Origin of the sequence: uncultured Jatrophihabitans sp. (genome assembly GCF_964251945.1) — a bacterium.
GTDB lineage: Bacteria > Actinomycetota > Actinomycetes > Mycobacteriales > Jatrophihabitantaceae > Jatrophihabitans.
The window spans coordinates 344173-358071 of the sequence record NZ_CAXULP010000003.1 but is presented as its reverse complement, the minus strand read 5'-3'; the positions used below and the strand labels follow the sequence as shown (position 1 = coordinate 358071).

Genomic DNA, 13899 nt, shown 5'->3' with positions numbered 1-13899 from the left:
CAGCTCAGCCGGGCAGCCGCACCGGCATGATCAAGTACGTGTATTCGACGTCCTCGGACTGCTCCGGACGCAGCACGACGGGTTTGGTCGAGGACGTGAACAGCATCCGCGCCGTGCCGCTGGACAGCGCGCCCAGCCCGTCGAGCAGGAACTGCGGGTTGAACGCCGTCGTGATCGGTTCGCCTTCGTAGCCGACCTCGAGTTGCTCTTCGGCGCGCCCGCTCGCGCCGGAGTCGTCGCCGCCCGCGGTGAGGCGGACAGCGGCGTCGGCGAACTCCAGACGGACCGGCGCGTTGCGATCAGTCACCAGCGCCACGCGCTTGACCGCCTCGACCAGCGGGCCGACCGGGACCTCGGCCGTCGACGCCCACTCGGTCGGCAACAGCGAGCGGTAAGGCGGGAAGGTGGCGTCGAGCAGCCGCGTGGTCGCTCGGCTGGCGCGGCTGTTGGTCGTGCCGGAGAAGCCGATGATGCCGCTGCCGGCCGGGTCGCCGGCCCCACCGCCCGCGCCGGACAGCGCGATCGTCAGCGACTCGCTGTGCACCAGGCTCTTCGCGGCGTCGGCGAGCGCGCGGGCGGGCACCAAGACGGCGATGTCGGCCGCCGTGGGGTTTTCCGGCTGCCAACCGAGTTCGCGCACCGCCAGCCGATAGCGGTCGGTTGCGGCGAGGGTCAGCTTCTCGCCGTCGATCTCGAGGCGGACGCCGGTGAGCATGGGCAGCGTGTCGTCCCGGCCGGCGGCGATCGCGACCTGGGCCACGGCGGCGGCGAACTCCGCGCCGTGCACCGTGCCGGCGGTGGTGGGCATCGTCGGCAGGCTCGGGTAGTCGTCGACCGGCATCGTCGGCAGGGTGAATCTGGCCGCGCCGCACGACAGGGTCAACCGGGAGCCCTCCACCGTGACGTCGACCGGATGCGGCGGCAGCGCACGGGTGATGTCGGCGAGCAGCCGGCCGGAGACGAGCGCCTGGCCCGGGGCGCCCGCGCTGACCTCGACGTCGACTTCGGTGGACGCCTCGAGGTCGAAGCCGGACACCGACAGCCGCTCGCCCTCGACCCGCAACAGCAGACCGGCCAGCACGGGCAGCGTCGGCCGGCTCGCCAGACTGCGCGCCGCCCACGTCACCGCGTCGGCGAGCGCGTCACGCTCGACCCGGAACTTCACGTCGCACTCCGTTCGCCTTGCTCGACTGGATTGTGTGCCAGCTCGCCGTCCACACAATCCACCGGGTGGTCGTTCTGGTCGTGCTGCCTCATCAAATTACGAGTGTCGTCCGTCGTCTTCGCCGCTGTGGACACTGGGGACAACCACTCGCCGCTGCCGGAAACGCTAGCCCGCAGGTCTGTCGTCGGTGTGGATGACAGGTGCTGGACCCGGCGCGTGTTGCGCAGGGCTCGGTGGACGGCGGATGAACCGCGCATGTGGTCCACATGATGAGCCGAGTTGTCCACAGAGATGCCCACAGGCTGTGCGTCGCGGCGGACGCCGAACCGGGCGGGCAGCACGCTCAGCACAGTCACCCGCGGGACCGCATCTTGATGCGGTTCGTGAGCTCGGTGATCTGGCTGTAGACCGTCATCTTCTCGGTCATCAGCGCTCGGACTTTCCGTTCGGCGTGCATGACGGTGGTGTGGTCACGGTTGCCGAATTTCTCGCCGATTTTGGGCAGCGAAAGGTCGGTGAGTTCGCGGCACAGGTACATGGCCATCTGCCGGGCGTTGACGAGCACCCGGCTGCGCGAACTGCCCACCAGGTCGTCGATGCTCACGGCGAAGTACTCCGACGTCACGGCCATGATCGTGGCCGCGTTGATCTCGAACGCGTCGTGGTCGCCGACGAGGTCCTTCAGCACCATCTCGGCCAGGCCCAGCTCGACCGTCTGGTGGTTGAGGCTGGCGAAGGCGGTCACCCGGATCAGCGCGCCCTCGAGCTCGCGGATGTTGCTCTGGATGCGCGAGGCGATGAACTGGAGGACCTCCGGCGGCGGGCTCATGCCCTCTTGCGCGGCTTTCTTGCGCAGGATCGCGATGCGGGTCTCGAGATCGGGCGCCTGCACGTCGCTGATCAGCCCCCACTCGAAGCGGGTGCGCAAGCGGTCCTCGAGCGAGTTCAGCTGCCGGGGGGACTTGTCGGAGCTGATGACGATCTGCTTGTTCGCGTTGTGCAGGGTGTTGAAAGTGTGGAAGAACTCCTCCTGGGTGCGCTCGGCGCGCTCGAGGAACTGGATGTCGTCGATCAGCAGCACGTCGACGGAGCGGTACCTGCTCTGGAACGCCTGCATCTTGTCATCGCGCACCGAGTTGATGAACTCGTTGGTGAACTCCTCGCTGGACACGTAACGGGTCGACAGCCCTGGCTGCAGCCGGCGGGCGTAATGGCCGATGGCGTGCAGCAGGTGCGTCTTGCCGAGCCCGGAATCGCCGTAGATGAACAACGGGTTGTAGGCGCGCGCAGGGGCCTCCGCGACGGCGACGGCGGCGGCGTGCGTGAAACGGTTGCTCGAGCCGATGACGAACGTGTCGAAGGTGTACTTGGGGTTCAGCCGGGCGTCCTTGTCGTGGTCGAAGTCGGTCCGCTTGGGCCGGTACGCGCCGGGGCGTGGCGCGACGGACAGCGGCGCGCGTCCCTCGGCGTCGGCGTCCTGGTAAGCGTCGAAGCCGGGCGAGCCGTCGGTGTCCCCGTCCGCCCGGTCGAGGTCCCGCTCGCCCGGGACGACGTACAGGCCGGTCGCGGACAGCGCGCCCTCCGACGAGAGGAAGTCCTGCTGGGCGTCGAGTCCGTCGCCGACTGCGACGGTGAGGTCGGGCGGCCGCACGGTCACCGCGACCCGGATCTCGCGCCCCAGCTCCTCGCTGAGCACCGAGGCGATGAGCGGGCGCAGCCGGTTCTCCAGGTAGTCCTTGGCGAAGTCGTTCGGCGCGGCGAGCAGTGCGGTGTCCTCGACGAGGCCGAGCGGCCGGGTCAGACCGATCCACGCTTTCTGCTGCGGCCGGATCGAAGGGTCGTCGAAACGCGGCCGAGCCCGGTTCCAGACGGTGACGAGTTCGGCGCTGTCATCCACGGGCCGGCTCACTCCAGATGTCGCTGTTAGTGCTGTGTGTGGTGCGCCGGGGGTTGGTGGCCAGCGTTGTTTCCGACCCTCTCACGGGACGTCTGGACGCCGAAATCCACAGAGTTGCCCACAGGCTGTGCACGTAGCACAACGCGACCCACGGGCAACCCGGAGGCACGAGGTGTTTTGGTGCTGAGGATGTGGTTGTCAGCGCCGGTGGGCGAACCTAACAGCGTCCTTCGGAGGCCGACAATAGGTCTCGGCGTGTCGGCGCGGAGGCACCCGCAACGGACGCGCCGGCGCCCCAACCAGACGGCGCTGGTTTGACCGAGAGGCACTGCCGTCCGTACCGTTGACGCGTTTGTGCGTCCGCGCGAGATCCTCGCCTTTCGGTGGTGGCAGCAGCGCGGCGCACTGCCGACGAGACCAGCGTTGCAGGGCACACCCACGTGACCACGCGCCTCGTCGCTGACAGGCATGGAGTCTGACCTTGAGCAAGCGCACCTTTCAGCCGAATAACCGCCGCCGGGCGAAGACGCACGGCTTCCGGCTGCGGATGCGCACCCGCGCCGGCCGCGCCATCATCACCGCTCGCCGCCGCAAGGGCCGCAGCGAGCTGTCGGCCTGAGGCCTCGGCGCGTGCCGGCTGCTCAGCCGCCCTTCCCGTGCTGCCTTCCTCGCCGCCTGCCACGCTGCCGCCGTCCATGCTGCCGGCCGCCTCGCGGATGACGCGCTCGGCCGATTTCGCCGAGGTGATCCGCGGCGGCCGCCGGGTCGGGGCCGCCACCGTCGTCGTGCACCACCGCCCCGTGCTGCGCCCCGGGCAGACCGCTCCCGTAGTCGGGCTGGTCGTCAGCCGGGCGGTCGGAGACAGCGTGGTGCGGCACCGGGTCAGCCGTCGGCTGCGCGCCCAACTCGCCGAGCGCCTCGACCAACTGCCGGAGACGAGCGGCACCGTGGTGCGCGCGTTGCCGAGCGCGGCCACCGCGACCTCGCGGACGCTCGGCGCCGACCTCGAGCGTGCGCTGGGCCGAGCGGTGCGGGCAGGACGAGCGTGAGCGCGTCGCCCGTTCACGCCCGCCCTCGGCCGGCCGTGCGGGCAGTGGTCGCGGTGCTGCGGCTGTACCGGATGGCGGTCAGCCCGCTGCGGCCGCCCGCCTGCCGCTACGTCCCGACCTGCAGCGCGTACGCCGTCGAGGCGCTCGAGACACACGGCCTGCTGCGCGGCGCGTGGTTGTCGGTCCGCCGGCTGCTGCGCTGCCACCCCTTCCACGCCGGCGGGCACGACCCGGTGCCGCCGCGCGTTGGCCGGACGGCAGCGCCCACAGCGGATCCAGAGGCGACAGCGCCCGTCGCCGACACCTCGGCTCGTGCCCGGGCCGCATAGGAGTATCTGAGTGCTCAACTTCCTGTACGTCGCGGTGTCGTGGGTGCTGCTGCGCTGGCACGACCTGTTCACGCTGCTCGGCTTCAGCGACAGCAGTGGCTTCGGCTGGGCGCTGTCGATCGTGTTCCTGGTCATCACCGCGCGGGTGCTGCTGTTCCGGCTGTTCATCAAGCAGGTGCACTACACCCGCAACATGCAGAAGATGCAGCCGAAGATCCAGAAGCTGAAGGAGAAGCACAAGAACGACCGCGCCGCGCTGAACCGCGAGATGATGGCGCTGCAGCAGGAAGAGGGCTTCAACCCGATCTCCGGCTGCCTGCCGATGCTGCTGCAGATCCCGGTGTTCATCGGCCTCTACCACGTGCTGCGGCATCTCTCGAACTCGAACGCGCTGTGCCAGTCCGCGAGCAAGGTCGGAGCTCACCTGAGCTCGAAGGCCTCGGACCTGCTGTCGTCCTACACGTTCAGCCAGAGCGAGACGTGCCACGCGTCGACGGCGCGGATCTTCGACTCGCCGCTGGCCGCGTCCTTCCACGACTCCAGCAGCATCATCACGGGGCTCGGCGGCGACCCGAGTTCGACGCGGATCGTGCTCGTCGTCCTGCTGATCATCAGCGCCGCGGCGACGTTCGCCACGCAGCTGATGGTGCGCGCCAGCGCGACCACAACGCCCGAGGGCACCGCGGCCACGATCCAGAAGTTCATGCTCTACGTCATTCCGATCGGCGTGCTGGCGTCCGGGCTGCTGTTCAACTTCCCGCTCGGCGTCCTGCTGTACTGGTTCACCAACAACCTGTGGACCCTCGGCCAGCAGGGCTACATCATCCGGTTCCACCCGCCGACGGACGAGCCGGCCAAACCGGTCGGTGAGCTGGGCAAGACGCTCGCTCCCCGCCCAGGTCAGAAGCCCGCGCGAGTGAAGCCGGTCGGCGAGGGCGGCACGATCGCGACGTCGGCCGCGAAGGGCAAGCCTTCGCTCGAGAAGCCGGCTGACACCAAGTCTGGGGACGCCAAGTCCGCGGATGCCCATTCGGGGGACGCGAGCCTGTCCGACGGCGCCGGCGGCGCGGGTGCGCGCACGGTGCCTCGGCCGGGGCAACGCCCGAACCGGCCAGGCGGCAAGCGACCTCCGGCCAAGCGCCCGACGCAGGCGAAGAAGCGTCGCTGACGGCCTCACGACTCCGACGCCCGCGGCGCACGCCCGGGCCAGGTGAAAGGACCCCCGTAATGAGTGACACCGATATCGACGCGGCCCCGGCAGATCCGGCCGCAGAAGCCGCAGAAGCTCCATCGGTCGCGGCCGCGCCTGAGTCGCGCGACCGGCTGCTCGTCCAAGAGGGCGACATAGCGGCGGACTATCTCGAACGACTGCTGGACATCGCCGACTACGACGGCGACATCGACCTTGACGTGGAGAACGACCGTGCCATCGTGGCGATTGTCGGCGGCGACCTCGACGCTTTGATCGGGCAGCGCGGCGAGACGCTGGACGCGTTGCAGGAGCTCACCCGGCTCGCGGTCCAGCAGCGCACCGGCATGCGCAGCCGGCTGATGCTCGACGTCAGCGGTCACCGGCAGATACGCCGTGCCGAGCTGCAGACGCTCGCCACCGACACCGCCGCGGCGGTGCTGTCGGGCGGGTCGCCGGTCCGCCTCACGCCGATGAATCCGTTCGAGCGCAAGGTGGTCCACGACGCGATCGCCGTCATCGACGGCGTGACCAGCGAGTCCGAGGGCGAAGAGCCGCAACGCAGGGTGGTCGTGCTCGCCTCATCATGAGGCCTTGCCCCGTGAACGCCGCCGAGTGAGCGACGACCCGGCGACTGGTCCTGCCGGTCCGCTGGAGGTGTCAGCCCAGGCGGCCGGCGTCAACTCCCCTGTCACGGCAGCCCCGCGGACCTCGGCAGCCCCGGCCGTACCGCAGATGTCAGCGGCCCCACCGGCACCGGCGGCAGCGCGGTCGGTGTTCGGCCATCGGCTCGACCTGGCTGTCGAGTACGGCGACCTGCTTGCCGGCGAGGGTGTCCGGCGTGGACTCATCGGACCGCGCGAGGTCCCTCGGCTGTGGGAGCGCCACCTGCTCAACTCCGCGGTTCTCGCAGAACTGCTGCCGCCGGACGCCCGGTTCGTGGACGTCGGCGCGGGCGCCGGTCTGCCGGGCGTCCCGCTCGCGATCTGCCGCCCTGACCTGCGCGTCGACCTGGTCGAGCCGATGCTGCGACGCACTGCTTTTCTGAACGAGGTCGTCGGCCAACTCGGTCTGGCCGCGGCCCGCGTCGTGCGCGGCCGGGCCGAGGATCGCGACGTACGAGCGTTGGTCGCGCCGACCGATTGGGTGGTGGTGCGGGCTGTCGCGCCGCTGGTCCGGCTGGTGGAATGGTGCATGCCGCTGCTGTCGCCCGGCGGGCGCCTGCTCGCACTGAAGGGTTCGCGAGCGGCGGACGAAATCGCAAGTGCTCGACAAACGCTGCGGCGGCAAGGCGCGGCGGACCCGGTGCTGCGGCAACTCACGGCAGGCTCGGAGCCGACATGGGTGGTCGAGGTTCGCCGAAGCACCGCGTGGCCGGTCAAGTGAGGAGAATGAACACGTGACTGACTTGCACGGCGATGCCCAGCCGTTCGCGGCGGGCGCCACGCCGGCGCATCCGGTTTCACGTGAAACCGCGCACCGCCCCAAACCGCACGCTGCTCCTGTTTCACGTGAAACGGCCGCCGAGGTCGAGACGTCGCCAAAGTCGGGCTTCGAGTTCGACACGCCGATTGCCCGTGAGGCAGCACAGGCGGTGCACGTCCGCAATGTGCGACAAGAGCAGTGGCCCGCGCCGCCGCGACCGCGAGTGATCACGGTTGCGAACCAGAAGGGTGGCGTGGGCAAGACGACCAGCGCCGTGAACATCGCGGCGGCCTTGGCCTTGCATGGCCTGCGAGTCCTCGTCATCGACCTCGATCCGCAGGGAAACGCCTCCACCGCGCTGGCGATCGAGCATGGCGTCGGAGTTCCGTCGATCTACGACGTGCTGCTGGGTGGTGAACCCATCGCCGACGTCATCGCGACGACCGAGATTTCACCGACGCTGCGCGGCGTGCCGGCCACGTTGGACCTGGCGGGCGCGGACATCGAACTCACCACGCAGGTCGACCGCGAGCATCGCCTGGCGCGCAGCATCGACACCTACCTCGGCGGAAAGCCGGACATCGACTACGTGATCATCGACTGTCCGCCGTCGCTCGGGCTGCTCACGCTGAACGCGCTTGTCGCCGCCCGCGAGGTGTTGATCCCGATCCAGTGCGAGTACTACGCGCTCGAGGGGCTCGCTCAGCTGCTGAACACCATCGGACTGGTGACCTCGCACCTCAATCCTCGGCTGACCGTGAGCACTGTCCTGCTGACCATGTACGACAGCCGCACCCGGCTCGCCGACCAGGTCGCGGACGAGGTTCGCAACCACTTCGGCGACCTGGTGCTGGGCGCGGTGATTCCCCGCAACGTCCGGGTGTCCGAGGCGCCGGGCTTCGGGCAGACGGTGATCACCTACGACCCGGGGTCGCGCGGCGCGATCGGCTACGTGCAGGCAGCACGCGAGATTGCGGCACGTGGAGCGGGCATGGAGGGGGGCGCGCAGTGAGCAACAAGACCCGCCGCGGAGGGCTGGGACGCGGTCTCGGCGCGCTGATCCCGACGGCGCCGCAGCCCGAGCCCGAGCCCGCGCCGGACGAGTCTGCCCGGCCGGTGCCTGGACCGCAGCCGACGTCTGGACCACAGCCGACGTCTGGACCACAGCCGACGTCTGGACCGCAGCCGACGGCTGGACCGCAGCCGCCGGCGAGAACGGTTGACGAGCAGCCTGCGTCCGTCGAGACGGCTCATCCGCTCGGCGGTCCCGTCGCCAGCCCCGTCCAGGCCGCCGAGGTTGGACCGGTGCCCGGGGCAGTGCTCGCGCACCTCCAGGTAGCCGAGATACACGCGAATGCGCGGCAGCCCAGGCAAGCGTTCGACGAAGAGGCGCTGACCGAGCTAGCGCATTCGATCCGCGAGTTCGGGGTGCTTCAGCCGGTGGTTGTGCGCGCCGATGACCACGGTTATGAGCTCGTCATGGGCGAGCGCCGGCTGCGTGCCGCGATCGCAGCCGGCCTGGAGACGATCCCGGCCATCGTCCGCTCGACCGCAGACGACGCCATGCTGCGCGACGCGCTGCTGGAGAACATCCATCGAGCGCAGCTCAATCCGCTTGAAGAGGCCGCGGCCTACCAGCAACTGCTGCAGGAGTTCGGCACCACCCATGAGGAGTTGGCAACCCGCCTCGGCCGCAGCCGGCCGCAGGTGTCCAACACCGTCCGGCTGCTCAACCTGCCGCTCGCAGTGCAGCGGCGAGTGGCCGCCGGCGTGCTGTCGGCCGGCCACGCCCGGGCGTTGCTGAGCCTGGACGACGCCGAGAAGCAGGACGAGTTGGCCGCGCGAATCGTCGCGGAGGGCCTGTCGGTGCGCGCGACCGAAGAGCTGGTCGCCCTGTCCGGCCGAGACTCCGGCGGCCCGCCACGCCGCGCGGCGGCGCGGAAATTCGTCGCCCCGGCGACTGTCGACCTTGCCGATCGGCTGTCCGACGTGTTCGACACCCGCGTTCGCGTGGATATCGGGCGGCGCAAGGGAAAGATCACCGTCGAGTTCGGCTCGATCGACGACCTCGAGCGGATCGTCGCCGTCATGGCGCCGGACCTCGCACGTCGGCGCGCGCCGGCCGGGACTGATCCCGCCGATCTGACGACGCCCGATCAGCCGAACGAGCCGTAGCGCACGACCTCGGCCAGCGGCCGCCGGCCGCGGCGCAGCGACGGCGAGCGCCGGTCTGGGGCCGGGTGGCCGAGGCTGACGACGCCCACCGGTCGCAACCGCTCGGGGATCCCGAAAGCCGCCCGCAGCGATTCCCAACGCTCGGCCGGCACGCCGAAGAAGCAGCCGGCGAGCCCGGCGTCGGTCGCCGCGAGCAGCAAGATCATCGCCGCCATCCCGGTGTCCACATCCCAGTAAGGCACCGGCCAGCGCCGTTCGTCTCGATCGGTCCAGCCCTTGTCCGGCTCGGCGTAGCGATCGAGGTAGGCCTCGCGATCGGACAGGCAGACCACGAGCGCGGGCGCGGTGCGCATTCCGGCGAGCCAGCGGTCCGGCTCGCCGGTCGCGGTCGCCGTCCAGAAGGTGTCGCGCGACGTTATGTCATCGCAGACGAGGAAGCGCCAGCCCTGAGTATGGCCCGCTGAAGGTGCCCGAATTGCGAGGTTAAGCAGCATTTCCAGCTCGGTTCGTGGGACGGGTCGATCCGGGTCGTACGAGCGGACCATCCGCCGCCGCCGCACCGCGTCACGCAACTCCATGGCGCCAGTCTCCCGCTTCGGCCCGAAGCCGTTGCGGCTGACTTGCTCGCCTCCTGAATTGATTGGTTCGGTGTGCGATCGTGACCGGGTGCCTCGCGATCTACGCCAATCCCGCAAGCTGCTCGACGTCTGCTACGACATCCGCGGCCCTGTCCTGGACGAGGCGAAACGCCTCGAAGAAGAGGGCCGCCGGATCATCAAGCTCAACATCGGCAACCCGGCCCCGTTCGGCTTCGAGGCGCCTGACGAGATTCTCGTCGACGTGATCCGCAACCTGCCGCAGGCGCAGGGCTACTCCGACTCCCGTGGCCTGCTGTCGGCGCGCACCGCGATCGTTCAGCACTATCAGGAGCAGGGCGTCGACGTCGACCTCGACGACGTCTGGCTCGGCAACGGTGTCAGCGAGCTGATCACCATCAGCCTGCAGGCGCTGCTCGACAACGGCGACGAGGTCCTCGTGCCGACGCCGGACTACCCGCTGTGGACCGCCGCCACGTCGCTGGCCGGCGGACGGCCCGTGCACTATCGCTGCGACGAGCAGTCGGGCTGGCAGCCCGATCTGGCAGACTTACGCAGTAAGGTCACGGCGCGGACGAAGGCGATCGTCGTCATCAACCCCAACAACCCCACTGGCGCTGTCTACTCGGCGCACGTGCTCGAGCAGATCGCCGACCTCGCCCGCGAACACGAGCTCGTCGTGCTGGCTGACGAGATCTACGACAAGATCCTCTACGACGACGCCGTGCACCACCCGTTCGCCCGGATCGCGCCGGATCTGTTCACCCTGACCTTCAACGGCCTGTCCAAGGCCTATCGGGTCGCGGGGTTCCGGTCCGGTTGGCTGGCCGTCACCGGGCCCAAGGCGCACGCCGCGAGCTATCTCGAGGGGATCACGATCCTCGCCAACATGCGGCTGTGCGCCAACGTCCCGGGTCAGCATGCGGTGCAGATCGCGCTCGGCGGCCGACAGAGCGTCAGGGACCTCGTCCTGCCCGGCGGCCGGCTGCTCGAACAGCGAGACGCCGCGGTGAAGGCGTTGCGAGCGATTCCCGGCGTTTCCTGCGTCCGGCCGCGCGGCGCTCTGTACGTCTTCCCGCGCCTGGACCCCGAGGTGTACCCGATCGTCGACGACCAGCGGTTCGTGCTCGAGCTGCTGCGGGCCAAGCATGTCCTCGTCGTGCAGGGCACCGGCTTCAACTGGCCGCACCCCGACCATCTGCGCATCGTCACGTTGCCGCGCACCGACGACCTGCTCGACGCGATCGGCCGGCTCGGCGACTTCCTCGCCGACTATCGAGGCGATTGCTAGAACACCCAGCTGGGACGCGGTTCGACGCGTCAGTGCGCCTCGGCCGGAATGCGCATGACGCCGGTCGGCGGGTCGTCGGCGCTCGGCAGGTACAGCCGCTGCACGGCCACCAGCAGGCCCTCGGCCACGGTGTCCCGGAACGCCGGGTCGCGCAGCAGCGAGCGGTCTCGCGGCGAGGTGAGGTAGCCGAGCTCGACCCGGACCGCCGGCATCCGGGTCAGCCGCAGCAAGGCCCAGGTCTTGCCGTGGATCCGGTTGTCGCTCATGCCGGTGCGCGCGACGATCTCGCGCAGCGCGAGATCGGCCAGCCGCTCGCCGATCGTCGAGCTGGACTCGCCCGCGCCGTAGTAGTACGTCGCGACGCCGTGCGCCCGGGGTGACGGCGCGCCGTCGACGTGCAGCGACAGCACCAGGTCCGCGCCGACGGCGTTGGCCAGCTGCGCGCGCTGCTCGTCGGTGGCGCCGTTCGCCGGGCCGTGGGTCGGCCAGGTGCGCACGCCGAGCGCGGTGAGCCGGCCGTCCAGCCGGGACACGAGGTCCCAGGTGATCTCGGCTTCGCTGAGCCCGTCCGCCTCGACGCCCGGGTCGGTGCCGCCATGTCCCGCGTCGAGGACGATTCGCTTGCCGAGCAGCCGCGGCCCGGCGTCGGCAACCGTGACCATGTCCCGCAACAGCTGCGGCCGACCCCCGGCCACGCGGCGGCCGAGCTGACGCAGCGCCCGCAGCGTGTCCGGGCCGCAGATGCCGTCTGGGACCATGCCGTACTCGCGTTGAAAGCTGCGCAACGCCTCGGCGGTGGCCGCCTCGAACACGCCATCGGCTCGGGTGAGGTGGTAGCCGAGCTCGATGAGCTGCGTCTGCAACGACGTGACGTCGTCGCCGGTCAGGGTCGCTCCGGACTCGTGCGCCAGGACGCGGTCGCCGAGGCGCCAGTGCGCGGCGGTGAGCGCGGCGTAGGTCTCCGCGCCGACCTCGCCGTTGACCGACAGGCCGCGGCGCTGCTGGAAGTGCCGCACGGCGAGCTCTGTGGCGTCGTCGAAGACCGCGGCCGACTCCGCCCGGGTGTTGTCGAGCAAGCCGATGGCGGCGAGCATGCTGCGGACCTCGGCGACGGCGCTGCCGGTGGCGCCGCGGCGCAGTGGCTGCATCGGGTCCGGGCCCTTCCAGTTCGTCGGTCATCGCCGGGGGCGACTCGTCAAGCGATCGCCGGCGATGGCTGCGGCCAGCGGAGGTCTACCGTAACGCGGCCGGAACATCGGCTCGCCTTGCGCGCGCGGTGGCGCGGGCGACGCCGGCCGCGGACAGCGCAACGGCCGACCGGCTCAGCCGGTCGGCCGCGGTGCGGGTCTGCGGATCAGTCGACGATGCCGGCCAGCTCGCGCAGGATGGCGGCCTTCGGCCGCGCGCCGACAATGGTCTTCACCAGCTCGCCGCCGGAGAACACGGCCATCGTCGGGATCGACATGACCTGGTAGTTGCGAGCGGTGACCGGGTTCTCGTCGATGTTGAGCTTGGCGATGGTGAGCTTGTCGGCGTGCTCGCCGGCGATCTCCTCCAGCACGGGAGCGACCTGGCGGCACGGGCCGCACCACTCCGCCCAGAAGTCGACGAGCACTGGCCCGTCGGCGTGCAGCACGTCGGAGTCGAAGCTCGAATCGGTGACGGTCTTGGTGTTGGCGCCCATGGCGTTCCCTTTCGTCAGGTGGTTCTCGGAGACAGAACACCGCCTGCGGTCTTCGGCATTCCGCCGGGCGCCGCTGCGGTGCGGTCAGGCGTTGGCGACGAGTTCGGATTCCTGCGTCGCGACGGCCTCGCCGCGCCCCTCGGCCAGCGCCGCGAGGTAGCGCTCGGCGTCGAGAGCGGCCTGGCAACCGGTTCCCGCGGCGGTGATCGCCTGCCGATACGTGTGGTCGACGAGATCGCCGGCGGCGAAGACGCCGTCGAGATTGGTGTACGTGCCGTGGTGGGTCAGCACGTAGCCCTCGTCGTCGAGATCCACCTGCCCGCGGACCAATTCGCTGCGCGGGTCGTGGCCGATCGCGATGAACAGGCCGGTCACGTCGAGCGGCCGCTCCTCGCCGGTCTGCAAGTCGCGCAACCGAACGCCCTCGACCGTCGTCGCGCCGTCGATGCCGACCACCGCGCTGTTCCACGCCCACGAGATCTTCGGGTCGTTGGCGGCGCGCTCGGCCATGAACTTGCTGGCGCGCAAGGTGTCGCGCCGGTGCACGACTGTGACCGAGCGGGCGAACCGGGTGAGGAAGGTGGCCTCCTCCATCGCGGTGTCGCCGCCGCCGACGACGGCGATGTCCTTGTCGCGAAAGAAGAACCCGTCGCACGTCGCGCACCACGAGACCCCGCGGCCGGACAGCTGGTCCTCGCGGTCGATGCCCAGCTTCTTGTACGCCGAGCCCATCGACAGGATGACCGTGTCGGCGGTGAACTCGCCGTCGTGCGTGCGGACCGTCTTGACCGCTGCGGTGAGGTCCAGCTCGACGACGTCGTCGGAGACGAGCTCGGCGCCGAACCGCTCGGCCTGCTCGCGGAGCTGGTTCATCAACTCCGGGCCGAGCACGCCGTTGGGGAAGCCGGGGAAGTTCTCGACCTCGGTGGTGTTCATCAGGGCGCCGCCGTACTGGGACCCCTCGAACACCAGCGGGTGCAGATCTGCGCGGGCGGTGTAGAGCGCTGCGGTGTATCCGGCCGGGCCGCCGCCGACGATGATGACGTTGCGGTGCGAACTGCTCGTCACGTGTGCTTCCTTCCCATCTGCGGCGTCCAAC

15 protein-coding genes are annotated in these 13899 nt (G+C 70.1%); 9 read left to right on the top strand and 6 right to left on the bottom strand.

What is annotated here, in order from left to right; translation table 11 throughout:
* Positions 1-4 precede the first annotated feature (4 nt).
* Positions 5-1165, bottom strand: coding sequence for a DNA polymerase III subunit beta (gene dnaN / locus ACFFBG_RS09210; RefSeq protein WP_375477877.1), 1161 nt, complete (start codon positions 1163-1165; stop codon positions 5-7).
* A gap of 352 nt (positions 1166-1517) precedes the next feature.
* Positions 1518-3062, bottom strand: a complete 1545-nt coding sequence (gene dnaA / locus ACFFBG_RS09205; RefSeq protein WP_375477875.1) for a chromosomal replication initiator protein DnaA — start codon at positions 3060-3062, stop codon at positions 1518-1520.
* Between the two features lie 481 nt (positions 3063-3543).
* Here dnaA and rpmH point away from each other — a divergent pair, with 481 nt between their 5' ends.
* From rpmH to ACFFBG_RS09165, 8 genes are all read left to right on the top strand, one after another.
* Complete coding sequence (rpmH, locus tag ACFFBG_RS09200) at positions 3544-3681, top strand: 50S ribosomal protein L34 (RefSeq protein ID WP_331925413.1); 138 nt, start codon at positions 3544-3546, stop codon at positions 3679-3681.
* Positions 3682-3718: 37 nt separating this feature from the next.
* Entirely contained in the window at positions 3719-4111 is a 393-nt protein-coding gene (rnpA, locus tag ACFFBG_RS09195; RefSeq protein ID WP_375477873.1) for a ribonuclease P protein component, read from the top strand.
* Complete coding sequence (yidD, locus tag ACFFBG_RS09190; protein WP_375477871.1) at positions 4108-4440, top strand: membrane protein insertion efficiency factor YidD; 333 nt, start codon at positions 4108-4110, stop codon at positions 4438-4440. The genes rnpA and yidD overlap by 4 nt, the downstream gene beginning before the upstream one ends.
* A 10-nt stretch (positions 4441-4450) precedes the next feature.
* A complete protein-coding gene (gene yidC / locus ACFFBG_RS09185) occupies positions 4451-5608 on the top strand; it encodes a membrane protein insertase YidC (RefSeq protein WP_375477869.1) in 1158 nt (385 codons plus the stop codon).
* 59 nt (positions 5609-5667) lie between these two features.
* A complete protein-coding gene (locus tag ACFFBG_RS09180; protein ID WP_375477867.1) occupies positions 5668-6219 on the top strand; it encodes a protein jag in 552 nt (183 codons plus the stop codon).
* A gap of 145 nt (positions 6220-6364) precedes the next feature.
* Positions 6365-7015 carry a 16S rRNA (guanine(527)-N(7))-methyltransferase RsmG gene (rsmG, locus tag ACFFBG_RS09175; protein ID WP_375477865.1) on the top strand — a complete coding sequence of 217 codons (651 nt, stop codon included), beginning with the start codon at positions 6365-6367 and terminating at the stop codon, positions 7013-7015.
* A gap of 22 nt (positions 7016-7037) precedes the next feature.
* Positions 7038-8066, top strand: coding sequence for an AAA family ATPase (locus ACFFBG_RS09170; RefSeq protein ID WP_375478167.1), 1029 nt, complete (start codon positions 7038-7040; stop codon positions 8064-8066).
* Positions 8063-9229, top strand: coding sequence for a ParB/RepB/Spo0J family partition protein (locus tag ACFFBG_RS09165; RefSeq protein WP_375477863.1), 1167 nt, complete (start codon positions 8063-8065; stop codon positions 9227-9229). Before ACFFBG_RS09170 ends, ACFFBG_RS09165 begins: the two co-directional genes overlap by 4 nt.
* Here the strand turns inward: ACFFBG_RS09165 and ACFFBG_RS09160 are convergent.
* Positions 9211-9807 (bottom strand): nitroreductase family protein, encoded by a 597-nt coding sequence (locus ACFFBG_RS09160; protein WP_375477861.1) that lies wholly within the window; start codon positions 9805-9807, stop codon positions 9211-9213. The two genes, ACFFBG_RS09165 and ACFFBG_RS09160, sit on opposite strands and share 19 nt — an antisense overlap.
* Before the next feature lie 88 nt (positions 9808-9895).
* Here ACFFBG_RS09160 and ACFFBG_RS09155 point away from each other — a divergent pair, with 88 nt between their 5' ends.
* Positions 9896-11116 (top strand): pyridoxal phosphate-dependent aminotransferase, encoded by a 1221-nt coding sequence (locus tag ACFFBG_RS09155; RefSeq protein ID WP_375477859.1) that lies wholly within the window; start codon positions 9896-9898, stop codon positions 11114-11116.
* A gap of 29 nt (positions 11117-11145) precedes the next feature.
* Here the strand turns inward: ACFFBG_RS09155 and ACFFBG_RS09150 are convergent, their stop codons facing one another.
* From ACFFBG_RS09150 to trxB, 3 genes are all read right to left on the bottom strand, one after another.
* Positions 11146-12264, bottom strand: coding sequence for an N-acetylmuramoyl-L-alanine amidase (locus ACFFBG_RS09150; RefSeq protein WP_375477857.1), 1119 nt, complete (start codon positions 12262-12264; stop codon positions 11146-11148).
* A gap of 206 nt (positions 12265-12470) precedes the next feature.
* Complete coding sequence (gene trxA / locus ACFFBG_RS09145) at positions 12471-12800, bottom strand: thioredoxin (protein WP_375477855.1); 330 nt, start codon at positions 12798-12800, stop codon at positions 12471-12473.
* Between the two features lie 84 nt (positions 12801-12884).
* The gene (trxB, locus tag ACFFBG_RS09140) at positions 12885-13868 is read right to left on the bottom strand and encodes a thioredoxin-disulfide reductase (RefSeq protein WP_375477853.1); all 984 of its coding nucleotides are present in this window, start codon (positions 13866-13868) and stop codon (positions 12885-12887) included.
* Positions 13869-13899 lie beyond the last annotated feature (31 nt).